The sequence below is a fragment of the Clostridium ljungdahlii genome, assembly GCF_001636845.1.
Lineage (GTDB): Bacteria > Bacillota > Clostridia > Clostridiales > Clostridiaceae > Clostridium_B > Clostridium_B ljungdahlii_A.
Window position 1 is genome coordinate 21,891 of the sequence record NZ_LITT01000016.1, and the last position, 23,059, is coordinate 44,949.

Genomic DNA, 23,059 nt, shown 5'->3' on the forward strand with positions numbered 1-23,059 from the left:
TCCCTGGTAAAAAAATTAATCGAAGAAGGCTAATGTTGAATTCATACAATATTATGTGTAGAATAAAATTATTTATACATTATGCTATTACCTTGTTTCTTCCAGCATTTTTAGCTTCGTATAATTTTTTATCTACTTCTTTTATTAGATCTTCTTCATTAAGATTCTCATCAAATAATGTTTTAACACCAAAGCTTGCAGTGACTTTTATAGAGGCACCTTCATAATTAATTATAGTGTTTTCTATTGCTTTTCTCATTTTTTCAGCAACTTTTACTGCTGTATCTTCACTTGCATTTTTTAAACAAATTATAAATTCTTCTCCACCATAGCGAGCCGTCCAATCTACATCTTTTCTCACAGAACCACTAAGTATAGAAGCAACTACTTTAAGAACTTCATCTCCAGCTACATGTCCATAAATGTCATTTACTTTCTTAAAAAAATCTATGTCTGCCATTATTAATGACAACGGCTTACTGTTTAATAAGCTCTTTATTATGTCAGCTGGAAGTCTTTCGTATATAAATCGTTTATTAAAAACTTGCGTAAGAGGATCTAATACTATTAGTTCATTTATATGATTTACTGCATGGCGTATAGTGTCACTATCTTTATTTTCTATATTTTCTATGACTCCACTTTTAGTTATATCCTTGAGAAGTTCAAGAACTACTGGTAAATTATCAACTTCAACTGGTATAGCGGTGATCATGTAGACTTTTTTGCCAGTGTACTCTATTTTTACAAAAGTTTCTTTTTCATTATAAGCTCTAGCAGAGACACAATTACTACATACTTTTCCCATCCTCCAAAGATTATAACAAGAAGATTCCAATTCATTAACCTTGTTTAACTTTAAATCTAATAATTGTTTTTTTACTGGGTTTACTATCCTAATTACGTCATATAACGTCTCAAATATTGAAATGGTGTTAATTAATGTATTCATACTAATACTTTTAGTACTTGTATTAACTTTTTCCATATTGTTTCCTCCTAAAATAGAGTCCATTATTTTCAATCATATCATAAATATTATGTTTTCTGTAGTAAAAAAACTCCAGTAAATTTTTTAATTCTAAAACTATCTATAATAGCAAACTACCTTATTGCAATTACATACTTGCTAAACAAGAAGTTAATTGAAAGTGAAAAAGAAGATAGCTGGCTGCTACCTTCTTTCATTATATTTAAAAATTTTATATTTGATTTTCTTCAATTATTTTTTCAATTCTGCATTGTATACATCCATAGCAGCTTGAGCTACTTGCATATCTTGATCAACAGATCCGCCGCTTACACCAACACCACCTATAACTTTTCCGTTATATGCAAGTGGATAGCCACCTCCAAACGTGATCATTCTAGAAACAGACTGGACACCAAATAGTGGAGCTCCAGGTTGGGAAAGTTTTGAAACTTCATCTGTTGGAAGCTTAAGAGTAGCTGCTGTATATGCTTTGTTTAATGAAATTTCTCTACTTGCCAGCAAAGCTTCATCCATTCTTTGTTCTAAAATTAGATTACCACCTTTGTCTACTGCAGAGAACCACATTGGTACGCCGATTTCAGCAGATTTTTTCTCAACTGCAATAGCCATTTTTCTGGCTAGTTCAACATTAATTCCATAATCAGTTATTTTAGTACCAGTTATATTTTTTGATGCCTCTGATTGTGTTATTACAGAGTTGCTCTTCAATCCTTCAGCGATTTCTTTATATTTTTTTAAACCAGTCTGAGCTACTTGCATGTCTTGGTCAACAGAACCACCGCTTACACCAATAGAACCAATAATTTCACCATTTAGTAGTAGAGGGAAACCTCCACCAAAAATAATTATATTGCTATTATTTTGTATACCATATAAAGATGATCCTGGTTGAGCTAGAGATGTAAGTTTGCTAGTTGGCATTTTTAGTGCAACGGCAGTATATGCCTTACCCTGTGATATTTTTTCACTAGCCAAAATTGTGCCAGCCATTCTATTAATAGAAATTAAGTTTGCATCAGCATCGTCAATAGTAATATACATGGGAACCTTTATTTCTTTTGCTTTTGTCTCGGCTGCAGTAGTAATTTGTTTTGCAAGGGCTAAATTTACAATAGATCGGCCTATTTTGATATTGGTATTTTTTGCTTCAATTGTTGCAGGTTCTGTAGTAGTTTTTGATTCATTCTTTTGGGTAGTATCTTGACAGCCAGAAAAAGGTATTACTGACATAAGTGATAAAATTAATGCAAGAAATGATGTCTTATTTATTTTCATTAATAAGACTCCTTTCTTAGGATATATAAGTTATTTAAAGTTTCAAATGCACTTTTTATATTTTTCCCTTAAAAGGAGTTGAATATGTAGCTAGACAGTGGCTAACGTCATTTATTTTCAAAGATATTTAGATGTTTTTTATTCAAATAATGTTGGCATATGATAGAATAGAATTATAGGCTGGTTAAAAAGTTATTATAAGGTATAGATAAAATAATATGGTAGAAGTCTATTACTAGCGTAATAGAAAATGACAAGGGGGTAAAAGGTGAGAAAAAAGTTTTGTGTAATATTTTTAGCTTTGATTTGTTTAATTGTTGTAGGGTTTAAACTTTTTGTACAGAAAAATTCGCTTTACAGTAAAAATACAACCGAGATGGAAAATAAAAGTATGGATAGTAAAAAAAGATTGAAACAATTGATGAGAAGCTAAAGAAAAAAATAATATTAATAAATTCAGACAAGAATATAAAGGAATGGCAGCCAGGGGATATCATAACCTTTGATCATAGGGAACACATAGCTATAGTTTCTGATAAAAGGAGAGAAGACGGCATTCCATATATCATACATAATGCGCCACCTTATGCTAGAGAAGGTGACGAAATTATGTATTGGATGCCTAAAATAACAGGCCATTTTAGATTCCCAAAATAAAACTTTAAAAATTCAGGGTATAAATCTATTGACATAAGAATTAAGTTATTGATGTAGAAAATGGAAAAGGTTTTGAAATGATAAAAAGTTGAATATAATAAATATTATAGAAAAATATGAATATTAAATTTTATTATATTGCTTTACATATTTGATAAAATCACTGAGAATAAGGGGCTTACTAAAATAATATCCCTGAAGTTCGTCACATCCTTCAGCTATTAATCTGTTGACTTGTCCCTGTGTTTCTACCCCCTCTGCAACTGTTTTTAGGTTGAGAGTTTTTGCCATAGAAATAATACTTGGTGTAAGATTTTTATGATCTGTATTCACAATGTCATCTATAAAAGACTTATCAATTTTTAAATAGTCGGCAGGCAAATGAGTTAAATAACTCAGACAAGAAAAACCTGTACCAAAATCATCTATCGAAATACCAATTCCTATCTTTTTTATTTCAAGCAAGCTTTGTATTGCTTCCTCAGTATTTTGCAATAAAAAGCTTTCTGTTATTTCAATTACCAAATCAATATTTTGAGAAATATTCTCTTTGAAAATTTCTTTAATTTTTGAGACTAAATTATTATTTTCAAATTGTTTTGATGAAACGTTAATTGATAACTTAATATTGATGCCACTGCTTTTCAATACTTGATCAATTCTAAGAATTTCTTCTAATATCCAATTACCAATAGGTATTATCATTCTATTGTTTTCAGATATAGGTATAAACTTATCTGGTGTAAATACTTTGCCATCTGCTGTTTTCCACCTAATAAGGGCTTCAGCACCAACTACTTTAAAGTCATTTCCGTCAAAAATAGTTTGTGGCTGAAGATATAAACTAAATTCATTATTGCGCAGTGCTGTAGTTAATCTTATTTGCATTTCAAGAATTTCGCGGTTTTTTCTTTCAATTTCTTTTGAAGAAAAAGAATATTTTCCTTTTCCAGATTCTTTTGCGTCATACATTGCAGCATCTGCTTTTCTAATTAGGCCTTCAACGGTAGATTCATCATAGGGTGCTAAAGCTATTCCTATACTTACCCCTAAAGTTATTTCCTGGTCAAGTATATTGTAAGGAATCAGTATTTTATCAATGATAGTTTGTGCTGTAGTTTTTACATATTCTTGATTCCCTACGTTTTCAAGTATTACAGTAAATTCATCTCCTCCCAGCCTTGACACAGTGTCGGATTTACGAATATTAGATTTAATGCGGACTGCGACTTCTTTAAGAAGTAAATCTCCAGCTGCATGACCAAGGGAGTCATTAATGAATTTAAAACCATCTAAATCCATAAATAACAAAGCTACTGCTTTTTTGTTGTCATTACCTCTTATAAGTGCTCTTTCAAGCCTTTCATAAAAGAGAGCCCTATTTGGTATACCTGTTAATGGGTCATAATAGGCAAGATTGTGAAGTTTATTTTCTGTCTTTTTTAGTTTACTGATGTCTGTAGAAATAGCAATGTAATTTTCTACTGTTCCATCCGACCCTTTTAAAGATGTTATTGACATCCATTTAGGATATAATTGCCCGTTTTTAGCTTTGTTCCAAATCTCACCTTCCCAATAACCGGTAGCAATTAAATTGTGCCACATATTTAAGTAGAATTTTTTATTGTGACGGCCGGATTTAAGTATTCTAGGGTTTTTCCCAATTAAATCTTCTTTTTTATACCCCGATATTCTCTGAAAAGAATCATTCACTTTAATAATGTTTCCAGAAGCATCTGTCATCAATACACCTTCCATGGCAGTGCCGATTATTCTATATGAAATTAATAAATTATCATTTAATTGCTTAAGGTTGTTAGTGTATTCCTGCATCTTAGTTATATTGTGGAAGGTAAATAATCTGCCAATTTCAGATTTATCTGTATCAAAAATAGAAGATTTATATACCCTATAGTAAAAAGTTTTATTGTTGAAGTTAAAAGTAATTGTATATTCGTTACTTGTATCATTTATTGCAGCAGCGTGTTTTATATCCGGTACAAATTTTAATAGATCATTAATTTTTATTCCTATAAAATTCATACCTTGTTTAATATTAAATTTTTTATTTTTGAAAGACATTATAAGTTCAATGCCTGCTGGATTGATATCTATTATTTTGTTAGAAGAATCTACTATAATAACAATGTCCTTAATATTTTCTATTAAAAGATCTCTGGCAATTGGTACTATTACTAACTTGGTCATATGAAACATTCCCAGGTATAATACAATCAATGTTAATAGTATGCAAATGGGAGTAACATCTATGGGGACTAATTTAAAATTAGAACTAATAAATAAAAAGTTGAGTCCGATTGATATGATTGTACCTATAAAAATAAATGTACTTTGCCTGCGGTATAATTTGGGAGATTTTATTGATTTCATCATAAGAATATAACATCCTGCCAAAATACTGCAGTAGGTATAAATGAGATTAATGTAAAATCCGATATTTGGCACGTATAACAATATGGGAATACCTTTAATATATGACATGCTAATATGTGACATAAATTTGTAGGGTATGTTAGAAGTTAAAGACAATAATGATAATATTGGTATAATAAAAATCAATAAAATAAAGTAAAGATTTTTTCTGTTTTTATTAGCATATTCATTTATTATTAACAGGTAAAGTGGTGACACAAATACTATACTGATAAATTCTATCTTCTGGAATAGAATTGCAATTTCGTTTGTTTTTATATAATAGCTAAGTATTTCCATTAAAAGCCATAAAGAAACAAGCACAGTATTTATGATCAATGGCTTTGTGATGGCAGCATTTTTTACTCTATACAGAAGAACTAATAAAATTATAGAAACTATAAAACTTATACTGAATAAAATTCCATACATGGGCATACTCCTCTAAAATGATCTATATACTGCTTATAATTTATTTTAAGTCATAACATGTACAATTACAAAATTTTTTGTGGAAATTTTATCTTTTGTAGGCATTGATTTAAAGTTAATGAAGTAGTAATAGACACTTTAATTAGATTAGAACAGTAAAGCAAATGGATTTTCCGTCTTCACTTTTAACTGAAATCTTTCCATGATGAGCCTGTACAATGGATTTGGCAATGGAAAGTCCAATTCCATACCCTCCAGTTTCTCTGGACCTTGAGGAGTCCGCCCGATAGAATCTGTCAAATAACTTGTTTAAATTTTCTTTATCAATTTCATCCGTTGTATTATATACTTCTAGCTTTGATCCTTTCTTTGCAGCAGACAAAGAAATTTTGATAGTCCCTTTTTCATTAGTATACTTCACGGCATTGTCCACAAGAGTAGAAACGAGTTGGTGGATACTATCTTCATCTCCATATAATTTTATTCCTGGATTAATATCCATTAGAAACTTTTTATTTTGTGACTCTGCAATGGTCCCAAATGGAGCTGTTGTTTCAAAAACTGAATCACTCAAATCAAAATCAGTAAACACCAATTTAATATTTCCTTCATCCATCTTTGAAAGTGTTAGTAAATTTTTTACAAGCTTATTAAGACGGGAAATTTGATTTCGAGTGCTTGTAATCCATTCACTTTTACCGTGAGTTAGCTCCAGCACATCTGCATTAGCTGAAATAATGGCAAGTGGTGTCTTGATCTCGTGTCCTGCATCAGTAATAAACTGCTTTTGTTTCTCCATATTTTCAATAATAGGATTAATTGCTTTTTTAGAAAAAATAGACACAAGAATAAACACAAGCAAAAGAGTTATTAGTGCAACTCCACAAGAAGTTAGTAAAAATAAAGTAGCCATTTGGATCTGACTTCTACAATCCATGAATACAAGCATGAGGCCATCTGGTTTATTTACTACTATATATTTATAGATGTCACTATATCCGTTAGTTTTACCCTCATCTAGTACTTTATTGGCATATCCTGCTGCATCGGTTGAAGAAACAGCAGCAATATGGTTTGTATCAATTTCTCGGATACTACCGTCTTTATTGACCTTTACTACAAAATACCGTGTTTCAAACTGGGTTTCTGCATTCATTTGAAAACCAAATCTTTGCTCACTAGGCGGCAGCTTTCCTTTTTTATATATTGGAAACTTTCCCTGATTTTCCGAAAGAATTTTAAGGGCACCATTAACTTTACGGTCTATCTGATAAAGATTAACTACGTTAATGGAGCCAAGGAGAATGAATACAACTAAAGCCAATGAACTCATTGTAATCATAATGAATTTTCTCTGTAATTTTTTAATCATTTAATCTCCTCCAATGTATAGCAGGCATCTCTCCTTGAATTAATTTTTACATTAGCACCTAAAGATGACAGCTTTTTACGCAGGTAAGAAATATATACCAACACCACATTGCTTTCAGCTTCCTCATCATATCCCCAAATTCGTTCCATAAACTGTTCTGTGGAAATCAAACATTTTGGATTATTCATTAGCATCTCAAGCATCAGAAATTCCTTGTTGCCAAGTCTTAGAGAGGATTTTTTGCTTGATAATTCATAGTTTTCTTTGTTGAGGCTAATATTTCCTACTTTAATTAAGCTTGGTGTAAACTCGGTTTTTCGTCTGGTCATAGCATGAACTCTGGCCAGCAATTCTCCCATAGCAAAAGGTTTGCTCAAATAATCATCTGCTCCTGTATTTAGTCCAAAAATTAGGTCTTCAATCTCAGCCTTTGCAGTAAGCATCAAAATCGGTGTATGTATTCCTTCTTTTCTTAAATTTTCCAATGTTTCAAGTCCGTTCATCTTTGGCATCATAATATCTAAAATAATCACATCGTAGCTTTTGGATAATCCACATTTTAATGCATCTGCTCCATCATACACAGTATCCACTGAATAATTGTTATGCTTTAAAATGGCAGCCAGTGCATTTGACAATTCTTTTTCATCTTCCGCAAGTAAAATTCTCATATATATATCTCCATCTTAATATTGTATTTCATTTATCATATCCGAAATAGTCTGTAAATTTAAATCTGTTGAAGCAATTTCATCTGCACACCGTTTTAATTCATTAATAATCATCTTCTCATTAGGAATGTTTTTCTTGTATTTTAACTGGTGCTCTAAACTTGCCCAACAATCCATTGCAATAGTACGTATTTGAATCTCACAGTACACCATTTCAACCCGGTTTTCTAGATGCAATGGCACTTGTAGAATTACATGATAACTACGATAGCCATTAGGTTTCGGATTATGAATATAATCCTTTTCCTTAATAATCTTAATATCCTGCTGGTTCTTTAGCATGTTTACAATCCAATAAATATCATCTAAGAATGGACAGATAACACGGATTCCAGCTGCATCATGGATTTCCTTTAAAGCACTCTCTACCGTAACAGGTAAATTTTTTCGCATCAATTTTTCTTTCATACTCTTAGCCGACTTAATCCTCGCCTTACAGTGTTCAATAGGATCTTTACATTGCTTGGCTACTTTGTATTTTCGAATAATATCCAACCTTGAAATAACTTCAATAATTGCTCCTTCTAATAGTATATGAGATTCTTTATAGAATTCATGTTCAGGTGACAGCGTTTCACATTTAATGTCATATTTGGACTGCTGCATCAGGTATTCCTCCTTGCTGAAATAATTGTTTTTAACTTCTGATATAAAAGATAGCATTGTAACCTTAAATATAGGTTAAATTTATAATAGTATAAATAATTTATTATTTGTATTATGGTAGAGTTGCTGAAATGCTTGAATTTTGATAATATAGTAATAAATCTGACAAATGGTCAAGCTATTTCCTATCAATGAATTTTACTTAATGGGAGTGTTACAGTAGGCAGCCATCAGATAAACGATATAGGGGGCAATTAAATGTTTAAAATTCAGAAGTATAATAATATTTCACAAGAAAAACTTAATACAATGCCAAATGATTTATATGAGATTGGGGAAAATTTTGATAATCCAGATGGAATTCTTCTTAGAAGTTTCAATTTACTTAATGCCGAACTTCCTCAAAGTCTTAAAGCAATTGCAAGGGCAGGAGCTGGAGTTAATAATATACCAATAGACAAATGTTCTGAAAATGGAATTGTTGTATTTAATACACCAGGAGCTAATGCAAATGGTGTTAAAGAGTTAGTTTTAGCATCTCTCTTTCTTTCTTCAAGAAAGATATATGGAGGAATAAATTGGGCTAAGTCTCTTAAAGGAAAAGGTGAAGATGTTGTAAAGTTAGTGGAAAAATCCAAAAGCCAATTTCAAGGACCAGAAATTAAAGGAAAAAAGCTTGGAATTATAGGGCTTGGCGCTATAGGTGCAGCGGTTGCCAATGATGCACTTGCACTTGGTATGGAGGTAATAGGGTATGACCCATATATATCCGTAGATTCAGCATGGAATCTTTCGCGAAAGGTAGAAAAAGAGACGAATTTTGATAACTTACTTGCTGAAGCAGATTATATTACTATTCATGTTCCATTAAATAATAATACAAAAGGTATGATTAATAAGGAAAAGTTTGCAATTATGAAAAAAGGTATGAAAATAATAAACATAGCAAGAGGTGGACTAGTTGTAAATGAAGATTTACTTGAAGCAATAGAAGATGGCACTGTAAGCTGCTATATTACAGATTTTCCAGAGGATGAACTAATAGGAAATGATAATATTATTACAATTCCTCATTTAGGAGCTTCAACGCCTGAATCAGAGGAAAATTGTGCAGCTATGGCAATAGATGAACTTAGAAATTTTCTTGAAAGAGGTACTATTAAAAATTCAGTAAATTTCCCAAATTGTGATCTAGAATATAAGGGTCACATAAGGCTTTTAGTTGGAAATATCAATGTTCCTAATATGGTTGGACAGGTAACAACTATATTAGCACAAAATGAAATAAATATTGCCAGTCTATTAAATAGTCATAAGGGAAAAATTGCATACAATATAATAGATGTTGATGGTAATGTAACTTCTGAAGTGTTGGAAAAAATTAAGGCAATCGATGGAGTTGTAATGGTAAGAATTATTAGATAGTTATGCTGTAGTTTCTGATAAACAGAGTTCTTGGCATCAGATGGTATTTTATATATAATGCATCACCTTATACCATACAAAGGCGATGCATTATTAATTAATCACAAAATTGAGAAAAAGTTAAATCAGTTTAAAATAAAATATAATCTATTAATGTAACTTCATATTATCAACCAATATCTGTGAATTTTCAGTAATTTGTGTTATTGTTGCAGATACTTCTTCTAATGAACCGGCTTGAGTTGTGGCTATTTCGCCTAATTCATTTATAGTATCTATTATTACTTTCATATTGTTGTTCATTTCAGCAAGTGCAGAAGAGATCTTTTTAGAAGATTCACTGCTATTTGATGCCAATTTTCTCATTTCTCCTGCTACTACGGAGAAACCTTTTCCGTATTCTCCAGCTCTTGAAGACTCTATTGCAGCATTAAGTCCAAGAAGATTAGATTGTTTTGATATGCTTTCAATTAAATTAATAGCCTCATTGCTTTCAATTATTAATTTTTTTGTTACTTCAGTATTTTCTATAATATAGTTTAATTTTTCAGATAATTTAACAGCATCATTAGTAATTTCTGATATACTTGAGCTTGTTTCTTGAAGAGAGGTCTTTAATTCTGATGTGGACTTTTCAATTTTTAAGATGTCTTCTATATCTGTTGACAAAATTAATACCCCAACAACTTGGCCATCTTTATTAATTGCAGGAATTATGGTAATCTTAGCATCTATACCATGTTCATTTTTATTAAATACAGCTCTAAATGTTTCTTTTTTATTAAAAATGATATCACTGGCACCAACATTTTTAATAAGATTCATATCAGATCTGTCACCGACTTTTACAGTAGATTTTTTATTTTTACTGTCTAGAACATATATACATTTTTCTTTATCCCAAATTGTGATAACTACATTTCCTTCAAGCGCTTCACTTATGACTGGTGCAGTATTAATCAATGATTGAAAAATTTTTTCCATTTATAATCCCTTCTCTCATAATTTTGTGAAATATTTTATTAACAATATATCACAATTTAGGGCCATTTTCTACTTTTAATAAATTGTAGCTGCATTGATTTTAATAGTAGGAGTAGTGGGAACAATATCTTTAAAGAAAGTTTCAAGTAATTCCCAAAACATGTACAATCAAAACATGCAGATTGTTTATAAGTTATCCGATATGAACAGGAATTTATCTGATATAAGGTCAGATACCTTAAAAATGGTTTATCAAAAGAGCGATGCAAAAAGGCAAGATGCTGAAAAAGATATAAATGCCAAAGAAATCAATAATGCCGAATATGTTAAAGTTTTTGATACATTTGAAATGGATGCTTCACAAAAGAGTGCTTGGGAAACATTTAAAAGTCAATTGAAGAGTTATAATGATGAAGTTAAAAATATCAATAATTTTTCATCAAAACAGGATTACGAATCTGCAGAAAGTGAATTGCTAAATAAAGCTACATCTATGAGAGAAAATATGTCTAAAAGTTTAAATGATTTAATAAACTTAAATCTTAATTATGCAAAAAACGATAATCAAGACGATATAAAATTATATAATATGTCAAGTGTAATAATGGCTATATTGATAATTTTTGGATTTGCTCTTGCAATATTGATAGGATTGCTTACATCAAATGACATAAACAAGGTACTTCATGACATACTCAATTTTGCACATAAACTAGAGAAATATGATTTATCATATAAATCTTCAATGGCTAGAAAAGACGAATTTGGAGAAACTGTAGTTGCCCTTACAAATGCTAGAAACAATATAAAAAATCTCATTCACAATATAATGGAAAATTCTCAGGATATGAGTGCAGCCAGCGAAGAATTATCTGCTACTGTTGAAGAGCTTTATTCTAAAACTGAAAATATGCAAAATGCTGTAGACAATATTGCATCTGGAGTACAAGAAACAAGTGCATCTACTGAAGAAATTACAGCATCTATTCAGGAGGTAAATTCGAGTATAAGTGAGCTTTCACAAAAATCTTTAAATGGAAGTAATAATGCAAACCAGTCAAAAGAACATGCTTTAACTGTACAGGAAAGTGGTAAAAAGGCAATCGAACAAACAACAAAAGTCTATAATGAAAAAAGAGAAAAAACATTGAAGGCAATTGAAGATGGTAAAGTAGTAGAAAACATAAAAATTATGGCTGATACGATATCGAGCATAGCACAGCAGACCAATTTACTTGCATTAAATGCAGCAATAGAAGCAGCAAGAGCTGGAGAAAAAGGAAAAGGATTTGCTGTAGTTGCGGATGAAGTAAGAAATCTTGCGGAGCAGTCTTCAGAAGCAACAACTGGTATTCAGGACACTATTTTAAAAGTCCATGAGGCATTTGAAAACCTGTCATTGAACAGCAATGATATATTGAATTTTGTACATATAGATGTGGGTAAAGGATTTGAAGCTTTTGGAAGTATGGGGAATCAATATTATAGTGAGGCTGAATTTGTAAGTAAAACGTCGGAAGAAATTGCAGCTATGTCAGAAGAACTTACTGCAACTATGAATCAGGTGAGTGAAGCGGCACAGAATATGGCAGAAGTATCTCAGAAATCTTCAGAAGATGCATTTGTTATAAAAGAGAGTATAAATGAAACAACACAAGGAATTGAACAGGTGGCTAAAACAGCACAAATTCAGGCAGGCAGTGCTCAAAAACTTAATGAACTTGTACAAAAGTTTAAATTATAATTATGGGCTTGAAAAAAAATATTAAAAGATTTACTATTTTAAAGAACAAAATAATAAATTGATTTAAACCAGATAATAATGTAAGGTTTGATACGCGGCCGTTATTGCAAATTAATATTTTATGAGAGAAGGTAAGATAATGACAAATGCTACAATACGTATGGCAACTAAAGCAGATGCAAAAGAAATTTTGAACATATATGCACCTTATGTGAAGGATACTGCAATTTCTTTTGAATATGATGTTCCATCTATTGAAGAATTTACTGAGAGGATTAATAACATATTGAAAAAATATCCATACATATTAGCGGTAGATAACGATAAGATTATTGGTTATGCATATGCTTCATCATTTAAGGAACGAGTTGCATATGATTGGGCTGTTGAAACTACTATATATTTAAATCAGGATTGTCGAGGTAAAGGTGTAGGAAAAAAATTGTATTTGGCTTTGGAAAAAATATTAAAGAGACAAAATATCATTAACTTGAATGCGTGTATAGCCTATACAGCTACTGATAATGCATATCTTACCAATGGCAGCACGTATTTTCATGAGCATTTAGGGTACAGGAAAGTTGCACATTTTACAAAATGCGGATACAAGTTTGGAAACTGGTATGATATGATTTGGATGGAGAAAATTATTGGAGAGCATTCTAAAAATCCAAAACCAGTTATTCCAATATCAGAGTTGTAGAGATTTTGTTTTGGCTTTCAGCAAATATAATACTACATTTAAAGAACTGCTAAATAATGTAGTGGAAAATCAATCACAAATTTTATTAGTAATAGTGTATAATATTATCTAGGGTTTTAGGGAGGATGATAATATGCAAACTGTAACATTAGGAAAAACCGGACTAGTTGTAAGCAAAAATGGATTTGGTTCACTTCCAATACAGCGTATTTCAAAGAAAAATGCTGTATATTTATTGCAAAAGGCATTTTATAATGGTATCAATTATTTTGATACTGCAAGAGCGTATTCGGACAGTGAGGAAAAGCTTGGAGCTGCCTTTTCTTACATAAGAGATAAGATTGTTATCAGTACAAAAACAGCAGCACAAAATGCGGATGATTTTTGGAAAGATTTAGAGCAAAGTCTTAAAAATCTTCAGACAAATTATATTGATATATATCAATTTCATAATCCTGCATTTTGCCCAAAGTCTGGTGATGAATCGGGACTTTATGATGCAATGCTTGAAGCAAAGAAACAGGGGAAAATTCGTTTTATTGGAATTACAAATCACAGATTGGCAGTAGCAAAAGAGGCAATAGAATCAAATTTATATGATACGCTGCAGTTCCCATTCTGTTATCTTGCAAGCGATGCAGATATAGAAATTGTGGAAGCATGCAAGAAAAACAATATGGGTTTTATTGCAATGAAAGCTTTATCAGGAGGACTTATTACAAACTCTGCTATGGCATATGCATATCTTGCACAGTTTGAACATGTTGCTCCAATCTGGGGTATACAGCGTGAGCGTGAACTGGATGAATTCCTGTCCTATAATGGTAATCCACCAGTTTTGACACAAGATATGAAAAAACAGATTGAACATGACAGAAAAGAATTATCCGGTGAGTTCTGCCGTGGATGTGGGTACTGTATGCCATGCTCTGCTGGGATTCAAATTAATGATTGTGCAAGGATGAGTCTTCTTCTCCGACGTGCACCGCAGAATGTATATCTATCAAAGGAATGGCAGGAGAAGATGAAAAAAATAGAGGATTGTATTCACTGTAACAAGTGTATGAGCAAATGTCCATATGGCTTAAACACTCCGGAACTTCTAAAAAAGAATTATGATGACTACAAGACCTTTTTATAATGCATTTGAAAGAAAATAATAAGTCAAGGGTGCGGCAGATATTTTTTATCCGATGACTACCCACTCTAATGCTCACACTTTTCCAAGTGTGAGCAAAGAGTGGCTGCGTCTCTGGATAACAATTTCTAATCGGTCTCCCTTCTACCGTAAAATCCTTTCAATTTTGCTTTGTTAGTATACATAGCTTTATCAGCTTTGTAAAATGTAGAATATATACTTTCGCTTGCGTCTTTGTTATAAAAAGCATGTCCATAAAGCTTTGTTCTATAACTTTTGCTGCATGAAAGATCATTTCATCACCAGCTTTATGTCCATATTTATCATTAGTAACTTTTAAGTTGTTTAAATCAAACATAACAATTGTTGCATTATTATCTCCATTTACATATTGCCCCATTTCTTTTTCAAATGATGCACGATTTTTAATTTTAGTTTGAACATCATATCTAAATTGTAACTCAAGTAAAAAAATATAATATAACAGCAAAGATATAGATGTACAACTCCAAATTAGTATTATATCTTTGAATAAAAGCTGCAATATGATTCCTAGTACGGGTATAAAAAAAACAGAAATTATAATTTTTTTATCTTCTATTTCATATTCAGCACTATTTTTGATTACAATAATTAAAAACAACACATAATAAAACATACTAATTATAGTGGGTAGTAAAAATAATTTTCCTCGTGCATATTGATTCTGAGCATTGACGAAAAAGATGAAGCCTGCTTTATAGCTTAAAATGCAAATAAAAGTATTAAAATATAAAGGTACTGTTAAAAAGAAATTATGCAAAATGTTTTTCGTATTATCGTTATTAAAAAATAGGAAAAGAATAAAAGGAATTACAGGACTCAACGAAAATCCTAATATGTTAGCTATGCGATAAGGTATCACAAGGATACTATTGCTTGAAGATCCCATTAAAATAGTCGCTATTTCTAAAATTAGTAAAATAATTGTAGTCACCGATGCAGATATGTAAATCATAGTTTTTTTATTATTTATAACAACATTCCTTTTAGCCAAATTTATTGTAAAACAAAGTGCAATAATTGCAAGAATATCTGTACTGATTAATGTTATCATATTAGTCATATCACCACCTTGAATTTTATTTAGGTTTATTAAGATGATACCATAATATTTATATATTTTCATTGCCTTACAGATTATTTTCTCTTTCATGTTTAACTATATCTTGAGCAATTTTATGGGCGTTTTTTGCTATTTCATCTGTATTCATGGTAATAAGCTTTCCATCTATTGAAACTATCTTTCCGTTAACAATGGTCATTTTTGTATAACTTGAGTTTCCAAGGCATACCAATGAAACAAGTGGATCATGGCATCCTGCATATTCAACTCCGCTAAGATCAAATAATATTATATCTGCAGCTTTTTCGGTATCTAGTCTTCCAGTATCAGTTCTTCCAAGCACATCTGCTCCACCTCTTGTAGCAATCTTTAATATTTCATAAGCATTAAGTCCTTTTGTTCCATACTTTAAATGGTTTAGAAGATAGGCACGTCTAATTTCCTCCCACATATTAGAACCATCGTTACTAGCACTTCCGTCGACCCCTATACTTATTTTTCCGCCTTTTCGAACAATTTCAGAAGTCCTGCAGATTCCACTGCTGAGCTTCATGTTGGATGAAGGACAGTGTGCAATACCTGTTCCACTTAATCTATCTATTTCTGCATCGCTAAGATATATACCATGTGCATACCAAACATCAGAGCCAACCCATTCAAGTTCCTCCATAAGTTCAAAAGGTCTTCTTCCATATTTTTCAATGCAAAATTTCTCTTCATCTAGCGTTTCTGCAAGGTGAGTATGCATCATAACTCCTCTTTTTCTAGCTAACTCTTTTGTTTCAAGCATTAACTCTTTCGTAACTGAAAATGGTGAACAGGGTGCTAGTGCGATTCTTGTCATTGCAAAATCATTTACATCATGATACTTGCTTATAAGTCTATCACTATCCTCTAATATTTTATCTTCTTTTTGAACAACTGTCATTGGAGGAAGTCCTCCCTGATCCCTGCCTAAAGACATGGAGCCTCTTGTGGCAGTAAAACGAATTCCTATTTCTTTTGCTGCTCTGATTTCATCATCTATTAGAGTTTGAGGTTGATTGTTTGGAAACACATAGTGATGATCTGAAGTTAAGGTGCATCCGGTTCTTAATAGTTCGCTAAAACCAACTAAAGCACCATAATATACTGCATCGGGAGTTATGTTTTTCCAAAACTCGTACAATCCAATAAGCCATGGAAAAAGCGGTTTTTCTTGAACTTCTTTTATTCCTCTAAATAAGGTTTGATATAAATGGTGATGGGTATTTACAAATCCAGGCAAAGCTACAAGATTGGTACAGTCTATTGTCTCTGTCTTATCAGGTACACTAAGGTCTTTACCTATTGAAGTAATTTTTGGACCTTCTACTAATATGTCTACATTTTCAAGTATTTCATCTTTGTCATTAAATGTTACTACAGTTTCAATATTCTTTAAAAGTAATGCTTTCATTAATAAAACCCTCCTTAAAAAACAAAAAAACCACTTTGAATGAGTATATTCAAAGTGGTTAACTCGACACTGATTTGTACATATTCTAATATTATATTATCAATTTTATAAATATTTGTATAGCTTTTTATTATTTAAATTCCGTAAGATGATTCCAATATCTTCTGGGCATATAATGGCTGCGCAGCCTTAAATTTTTACGTTCCTCTATATTGACGGATTTATAAAAAGTTTTCCAAAGAGCTTCAAATTTGCCATCTGCTGAGTTTAACATTTTAGCATCTTCCTTTTTAAATTCAGTTATGATAGCGGTCTTTTTGTTGTATATGATTGCCAGTTCTCTTCTTAAATCATGAATTATAAAATTCTGGTCGGAAAATCTTTTTGTAAAATGATTGAGTATCAATGGTAAAATATTGTGATCAGGTTCTATAGGAGCATAAAAACTTAAGGGGGCTATTTCTTTAAATCTTACAAATCCATTGAAGTTATGGGCTTCAGAGGTAACTTTTCTAGTATACTTGTCAACTAAAATTATAATATCATTATTTTTAGCCAAATTAATATTTGTACCATATTTATAGCAAAGTTTAAGATACTTTAAAGCAATGGAACTGGAATCTGAAATTCCACAAAGATATAAGTAATAAATATTTGTTAAAACTTTTCTGTTAAGTTTTTTTATGATGCTCTTATAAACTCTATCAAATTTATCGTACTCAGCTGGAATATTTAAAATTTCATTGAGAAATGAAGGTATATAGTCTTTTGACTTTGTTATGATACAATTTTCCCTGCAGCTGTAGGCATAGAAAATAGCTGTAAGTAAACCTTCAAAAGTATCATCATATATATATTCTTTCAAGACAGAACCTCCTATAATTCACCGGTAATTGAGGTGGACTTATCATTTAACAAAAGCAGTTTATTATTCGATGAAATTTTAGGGATAGTTAAATTATCCATATTATCGAAGAAACTTAATTGTTTTCCCTTATCTATTGAATTTAAATCAACTTTAGGAGAAAGAGCTTTCTTAATTCGCATATCATCAAATTTCACATTTCCATAATATCTGCCTTTGCAAGTGATAAAATATTGTGCTCTTTTTATGACTATGCCAAGTTTTTTTAGATCAAAAAAGTCCAATAAACCAATTCTGCGGGCACTTATTATCTTATGTGCACCGCGTATCCCAATTCCAGGAACCCTTATAAGAATGTTATAAGGAGCCTTATTTATTTCAACAGGAAATAGATGAATATTATTTAAGGCATAGGTTGTTTTAGGATCAAAGTTGATATCAAAGTTAGGATTTTTTTCATTTAATAATTCTTCTGCTTTAAATCCATAAACCCTCAGCAGCCAATCACCTTGATATAGTCTGTGCTCTCTTAAAGTAGGTGGAGTTTTAATATCTGGAAGATTGGGACTACTATTAATAGGAACATATGCAGAATAGTAAATCCTTTTTAGATCAAATTTGTTATATAAATTTTCTGTTAAATTCAGTATATTTAAATCATTTTCTTTTGTAGCTCCCACAATAAGCTGGGTGCTTTGTCCTCCAGGAACGAATATAGGTGAATTTTTATATTTTCCACGATCATACTTATTTGCAATAATATTATTTTTAATATCTCCCATAGGTTTAAAAATATCATGCTTATTTTTTTCAGGTGCCAATAATTTAAGTGATTTTGCTGATGGCAGTTCTATATTTACACTCATTCTGTCTACAAGGGAGCCTGCCTTTTTTATAAGGTCTTTGTCAGCTCCGGGAATTGCTTTCATATGAATGTAACCCCTGAAGTTATATTCATTTCTTAGTTTATAAGCAACAGTTGTAAGTAGTTCCATGGTAAAGTCGGCATTTTTCACAATTGATGAACTTAGAAACAGGCCTTCTATATAATTACGCCTATAAAAATTCATGGTCAGATCTACAATTTCATCGCAGGTAAAAAAAGCTCTTTCGATATCATTGGATTTTCTATTGATACAATAAGAACAATCATATATGCAGCAGTTTGTTAAAAGTATCTTAAGCAGAGATACACACCGTCCATCTGGAGTAAAACTATGGCATATACCACTTACATCTGCTGAACCAAGACTGCCTTTCTTTGAATGTCTATTTGAGCCGGAAGATGAACAAGATACATCATATTTGGCTGCAGAAGATAAAATCCTTAACTTTTCACCTATTTCCATACTTCATCACCAATCTTTTCACTTTTATGAATTAATTATAACTCATTTTTTATTACAGAACAAGTGTTCGTAAACTGAAACTAGGAAAATGTATATGTGATGAATTTGTAATAAATCTTTTTGTATAACATTATAGAAAATAGCATGTTAGAATTCAAGATTTTAAGACTCAAGACTTTTTGTTTAAATAAGGTTAACCTATGATAGAATATAGATATAGGATGGTGAGAAAGCTATGGAAAAAGAATTTAATGTAACAGGGACCTGCATACCTGAAATGCATTATATGGTAGACACATCTAATAAACTAAAAAAAGTTATAAGACTTATAGATAAGGGAAAATATTTTATAATAAATAGACCAAGACAATATGGAAAGACTACAACACTATTTTTACTTGAAAAAACTTTAAATAAAAATGAAGATTATTTTGTTATCTCCATAAGCTTTGAGGGCATAGGAGACTTGATATTTGAGGATGAAACTAAGTTTTCCAAAGGCTTTTTAAATATATTAAAGAGAACTGTGGAGCTAGAAGATTTAGAAATTGCAGCTTTTATAAATGAAGAAAAGGAAAATGTAGAGAATTTAGATGATCTATCAAGCTTCATAACACGACTAGTAAAAAACATAAATAAAAAAGTTATATTAATGATAGATGAGGTAGACAAAAGCAGTAATAATCAACTGTTTTTAAGTTTTTTAGGAATGCTTAGAAATAAATATTTGCTTAGGAATATGGGAAAGGATTACACCTTTTATAGTGTAATCCTGGCGGGAGTGCATGATGTAAAGACTTTAAAGGTTAAGATACGACCAGATGAAGAGCATAAATATAACAGTCCCTGGAATATAGCTTCAGATTTTGACGTGGATATGAGCTTTTCTTCAAAAGAAATAGAGACGATGATGGATGATTATGTAGAAGACAAGAATGTTGAGTTAGATAAAGAATATTTTTCAGAAAGGCTTTATTATTATACTTCAGGATATCCTTTCTTAGTGAGCAAATTGTGTAAGATAATAGATGAAAAGATAATGGATGAGGACAGATTAGTATGGGACAAAGATTACATGGATTTAGCAGTGAAAAAAATCTTAATGGAAAGTAATACTAATTTTGATAGCCTTATTAAAAATATTGAAAATAATGATGAATTAAAGAATTTAGTAAAGAGAATTATACTGGATAATGATGAAGTAACTTATGTAGCTGACAATCCAGTAATAAATATGGGAATAATTTATGGAATTTTTAAAAATGAAAATGGTAAAATAAAAATCAACAATAGGGTATATGAACAGAGAATTTACAATTATATGAGTTCACTTGTAGAAATTTCAGTGAATATAGGTTATTACAATCAAAAAAGCGGCTATATAAAGCAAGATGGAGAGTTAGATGTAAGAAGAATTCTTATAAAATTTTCTGAATTTATGAAGCACGAATATTCAGAGAAGAGGCAAGCATTTTTAGAAGCAGATGGAAGACTATTATTTTTAGCATTTATAAATCCTATTATAAATGGAACAGGATTTGCATTCAAAGAAGTGCAGGGTGGAGAAGAAAAACGTTTTGATATAGTTATAACCTATAATAAAAAAATGTATATATTAGAACTTAAAAGGTGGAATGGTGAGGAGTATCATCAAAAGGGTTTAGTACAATTAGGAGAATACTTAGAGCAATATGGACTAGATGAAGGTTATCTTTTAATATTTGATTTTAGAAAGTTAAATAATGAATTAGGAAAGTTGAAAGAAGCGGCTGTAACTATAGGGGATAGGAAAAAGAATATAGTAGAAGTCTATTGCTAATGTAAGGTGAGAGAAAAGGGCATCTAGTTATTGGGGTAACTAGGTGCTTTTTATCCGATCGCTACCATTGCTAACACCCCCATCTTCTTCAAAGTGGGGGGAATAAGCACTGCTACGCGCCTGGATAAGTTCTTCTAAGGTTCAGATGGAGGAAAGACATTCCTTATAAGCAAATTCCACCTGAACCTAAGAATCACTTGATAGTTTAGGAAGGTGTTAAAATTCCAGAAAAAGCTATACCTATAGCTACAGCTGTACCCTTATCTACTAAAAAAGGAAGCCTACTCCATTTATTATATTCATATATGCATAAGCCATAACAGTGCTTTGCTAAACCTTTGAGAAATTTCAGTGAAATGACCACCATTATTCCATTCTAGTATTATGTTTTCTGTAGATACAAGTTGTTTTGACAATATAGAAAAGGTCTTTTGAGTACAATCTCCAACTTTAGCCATACGCTGATTTCGACTGCGTTCTTCACTCTTGCCAAGAGAGAGGTATACTTTTGCAGCAGTATTTATAGGAGAATTAGAACTTATGAATTCAATCCACCCATCATACCATAATGAACCAGATAAGCTTCCTACTTTTCCGAAGGTTCCAAATAGATAAAGACTGTATAAAGTTGCAAGTCCACCTAGGGAATATCCAATCAGTACAGTGTTTTCAGGTTCAGTTTTTGTCCTGTAATGTGCATCTATAAAAGGCTTGATAACCTTAGTAAGGTTACTTAGATATTCATATGCACCCCCACTAAAGTCTTCTCTGTCCTTTGTTAAAGCTGGTGCAGGCCATGGAGAAAAATCATGATTCCAATTTTTTGATTTAATATTTATAAGTATAAAAGTACTGCAGTCTACATCAAAATGAGGCTCTATAGAATTTATTATTTCTTCTATATTGTTATCTCCATTCATATATACAACAGGATAGTTAACATCAAGTATGTTGTAGTTAGGTGGAAGGTATAGTGAACAATGATGCTCATTTATATTTAAATTTTGTATAGTTCCGTTCATGTCTTCACCCCCTAGAATATTTAAATTTATAATTATTAATTTACAGTAAATTATGGAGAAGTACAAATTTTTTCTGGTTTATGAAGAAGCAAGACAAAGATTTGGAATATCTGCTTTCCTATGAAAGTGGGGATGAGCGCTGCTGCGCGCATGGATAAGTTCTTCTAAGACTCAGATGGATTAAATTTCTAAATGACATTTAACGAGCTTGTTCAGGAAGAAGGTATTCCTCATAGGGAAATTCCATCTGAGTGTAAGAATCACTTGATGTAGTATAACCATAATTTAGAGGAAATTTAGTTTTTTTGTAGAAATATATTTTGTAGAAATATATATAATAATTAAATTGTGGATATACCTGGAGTAGGGAACATGATATAGCTAATATCTATAGTTAGAATTTGATCTAATTTTATTAAATGGATTTGAAGAGTTTTAGAATAATGAGTTGTGAACCCATACCACAAATAAATGCTAATGCTATTTTATTTATGAAAAGAGAACTGGAGACTGACATGTTTAATTATAAAAGAATGAGAGAAGAAATAAAGAAATTTAAAAACATAAATGATGTAATTAGGTTTGCTAAAGTACATTATAGCAAATTAACAAGAGCAGATAGAGCAGAAGTTTTTAATGAAGTTATACAAGATAGACAAATTTATGTAGAAAAATTTAGATTTTCGTTGAGGCTATCTATAGAGCTAAGCTTCATATTTATGTTATATAAGATTAACTCTATTAGAATATTTAGTAAGTATAAATTTAGTTTAGCTGAAGAAAAAGAAATATTTAAAATTATAGTAGAGAAAATCTATGAATTGGGTTGGTCAAAAAAATGGTTCAACCACTACTTTTGTGAATAATTAAAAATACCATTAATTGCATTACCAATGTACTGGCAAAAAAATTGAAAAGCATCCGATATCTCCTTTATGATTATCTTGCAGAAAAAATCAAAATAAGG

20 protein-coding genes are annotated in these 23,059 nt (G+C 31.0%); 8 read left to right on the forward strand and 12 right to left on the reverse strand.

The genetic code is table 11. The features are described 5' to 3' along the window. Nucleotides 1-79: 79 nt before the first annotated feature. Together WY13_RS08610 and WY13_RS08615 are read right to left on the reverse strand one after the other, a co-directional pair. Complete coding sequence (locus WY13_RS08610; protein WP_063555288.1) at nt 80-988, reverse strand: GGDEF domain-containing protein; 909 nt, start codon at nt 986-988, stop codon at nt 80-82. Between the two features lie 234 nt (nt 989-1,222). Beyond that, nucleotides 1,223-2,269: a GlcG/HbpS family heme-binding protein gene (locus WY13_RS08615; RefSeq protein ID WP_063555289.1), complete on the reverse strand. Its 1,047-nt coding sequence runs from the start codon at nt 2,267-2,269 to the stop codon at nt 1,223-1,225. Between the two features lie 268 nt (nt 2,270-2,537). Between WY13_RS08615 and WY13_RS21780 the strand changes: the two genes are divergently transcribed. Both WY13_RS21780 and WY13_RS21785 read left to right on the forward strand, forming a co-directional pair. After that, the gene (locus WY13_RS21780; RefSeq protein WP_242866401.1) at nt 2,538-2,702 is read left to right on the forward strand and encodes a hypothetical protein; all 165 of its coding nucleotides are present in this window, start codon (nt 2,538-2,540) and stop codon (nt 2,700-2,702) included. Nucleotides 2,703-2,737: 35 nt separating this feature from the next. Continuing rightward, entirely contained in the window at nt 2,738-2,926 is a 189-nt protein-coding gene (locus WY13_RS21785) for a DUF1287 domain-containing protein (RefSeq protein ID WP_347459208.1), read from the forward strand. 123 nt (nt 2,927-3,049) lie between these two features. Here WY13_RS21785 and WY13_RS08625 read toward each other — a convergent pair whose 3' ends face one another. The 4 genes from WY13_RS08625 to WY13_RS08640 form a co-directional block, all read right to left on the reverse strand. Further along, nucleotides 3,050-5,797 carry an EAL domain-containing protein gene (locus WY13_RS08625; RefSeq protein WP_347459205.1) on the reverse strand — a complete coding sequence of 916 codons (2,748 nt, stop codon included), beginning with the start codon at nt 5,795-5,797 and terminating at the stop codon, nt 3,050-3,052. A gap of 136 nt (nt 5,798-5,933) precedes the next feature. Next, nucleotides 5,934-7,163, reverse strand: a complete 1,230-nt coding sequence (locus tag WY13_RS08630; protein WP_063555290.1) for a sensor histidine kinase — start codon at nt 7,161-7,163, stop codon at nt 5,934-5,936. Then, nucleotides 7,160-7,834: a response regulator transcription factor gene (locus WY13_RS08635; RefSeq protein ID WP_063555291.1), complete on the reverse strand. Its 675-nt coding sequence runs from the start codon at nt 7,832-7,834 to the stop codon at nt 7,160-7,162. Before WY13_RS08635 ends, WY13_RS08630 begins: the two co-directional genes overlap by 4 nt. 15 nt (nt 7,835-7,849) lie before the next feature. Further along, complete coding sequence (locus tag WY13_RS08640; RefSeq protein WP_063555292.1) at nt 7,850-8,500, reverse strand: GTP pyrophosphokinase; 651 nt, start codon at nt 8,498-8,500, stop codon at nt 7,850-7,852. Between the two features lie 258 nt (nt 8,501-8,758). On the opposite strand from WY13_RS08640, the gene WY13_RS08645 reads away from it, so the two are divergent. Next, a complete protein-coding gene (locus WY13_RS08645; protein WP_063555293.1) occupies nt 8,759-9,925 on the forward strand; it encodes a phosphoglycerate dehydrogenase in 1,167 nt (388 codons plus the stop codon). Nucleotides 9,926-10,075: 150 nt separating this feature from the next. Here WY13_RS08645 and WY13_RS08650 read toward each other — a convergent pair whose 3' ends face one another. After that, entirely contained in the window at nt 10,076-10,909 is an 834-nt protein-coding gene (locus WY13_RS08650; RefSeq protein ID WP_063555294.1) for a methyl-accepting chemotaxis protein, read from the reverse strand. A gap of 94 nt (nt 10,910-11,003) precedes the next feature. On the opposite strand from WY13_RS08650, the gene WY13_RS08655 reads away from it, so the two are divergent. From WY13_RS08655 to WY13_RS08665, 3 genes are all read left to right on the forward strand, one after another. Beyond that, on the forward strand, nt 11,004-12,653 hold the full coding sequence (locus WY13_RS08655; RefSeq protein WP_242866402.1) for a methyl-accepting chemotaxis protein: 1,650 nt from the start codon (nt 11,004-11,006) through the stop codon (nt 12,651-12,653). 139 nt (nt 12,654-12,792) lie between these two features. Next, nucleotides 12,793-13,356: an N-acetyltransferase family protein gene (locus WY13_RS08660; RefSeq protein WP_431602450.1), complete on the forward strand. Its 564-nt coding sequence runs from the start codon at nt 12,793-12,795 to the stop codon at nt 13,354-13,356. A 133-nt stretch (nt 13,357-13,489) separates the two neighbouring features. Further along, nucleotides 13,490-14,497, forward strand: a complete 1,008-nt coding sequence (locus WY13_RS08665; RefSeq protein ID WP_063555297.1) for an aldo/keto reductase — start codon at nt 13,490-13,492, stop codon at nt 14,495-14,497. A 157-nt stretch (nt 14,498-14,654) separates the two neighbouring features. Here the strand turns inward: WY13_RS08665 and WY13_RS08670 are convergent, their stop codons facing one another. The 4 genes from WY13_RS08670 to WY13_RS08685 form a co-directional block, all read right to left on the reverse strand. Next, nucleotides 14,655-15,689 (reverse strand): GGDEF domain-containing protein, encoded by a 1,035-nt coding sequence (locus WY13_RS08670; protein ID WP_063555298.1) that lies wholly within the window; start codon nt 15,687-15,689, stop codon nt 14,655-14,657. Next, the gene (locus WY13_RS08675; protein WP_063555299.1) at nt 15,667-17,037 is read right to left on the reverse strand and encodes an 8-oxoguanine deaminase; all 1,371 of its coding nucleotides are present in this window, start codon (nt 17,035-17,037) and stop codon (nt 15,667-15,669) included. The genes WY13_RS08670 and WY13_RS08675 overlap by 23 nt, the downstream gene beginning before the upstream one ends. Nucleotides 17,038-17,167: 130 nt before the next feature. Beyond that, nucleotides 17,168-17,902 carry a TIGR03915 family putative DNA repair protein gene (locus WY13_RS08680; protein ID WP_063555300.1) on the reverse strand — a complete coding sequence of 245 codons (735 nt, stop codon included), beginning with the start codon at nt 17,900-17,902 and terminating at the stop codon, nt 17,168-17,170. An 11-nt stretch (nt 17,903-17,913) separates the two neighbouring features. Next, nucleotides 17,914-19,251 carry a putative DNA modification/repair radical SAM protein gene (locus WY13_RS08685; protein WP_063555301.1) on the reverse strand — a complete coding sequence of 446 codons (1,338 nt, stop codon included), beginning with the start codon at nt 19,249-19,251 and terminating at the stop codon, nt 17,914-17,916. A 235-nt stretch (nt 19,252-19,486) separates the two neighbouring features. Between WY13_RS08685 and WY13_RS08690 the strand changes: the two genes are divergently transcribed. Continuing rightward, nucleotides 19,487-21,070 (forward strand): AAA-like domain-containing protein, encoded by a 1,584-nt coding sequence (locus WY13_RS08690; protein WP_063555302.1) that lies wholly within the window; start codon nt 19,487-19,489, stop codon nt 21,068-21,070. A 299-nt stretch (nt 21,071-21,369) separates the two neighbouring features. On the opposite strand, the gene WY13_RS08695 is transcribed toward WY13_RS08690, so the two are convergent. Continuing rightward, on the reverse strand, nt 21,370-22,092 hold the full coding sequence (locus tag WY13_RS08695) for an alpha/beta hydrolase (RefSeq protein WP_063555303.1): 723 nt from the start codon (nt 22,090-22,092) through the stop codon (nt 21,370-21,372). A 419-nt stretch (nt 22,093-22,511) separates the two neighbouring features. Here WY13_RS08695 and WY13_RS08700 point away from each other — a divergent pair, with 419 nt between their 5' ends. Continuing rightward, nucleotides 22,512-22,958, forward strand: a complete 447-nt coding sequence (locus WY13_RS08700) for a hypothetical protein (RefSeq protein ID WP_204377957.1) — start codon at nt 22,512-22,514, stop codon at nt 22,956-22,958. Nucleotides 22,959-23,059 lie beyond the last annotated feature (101 nt).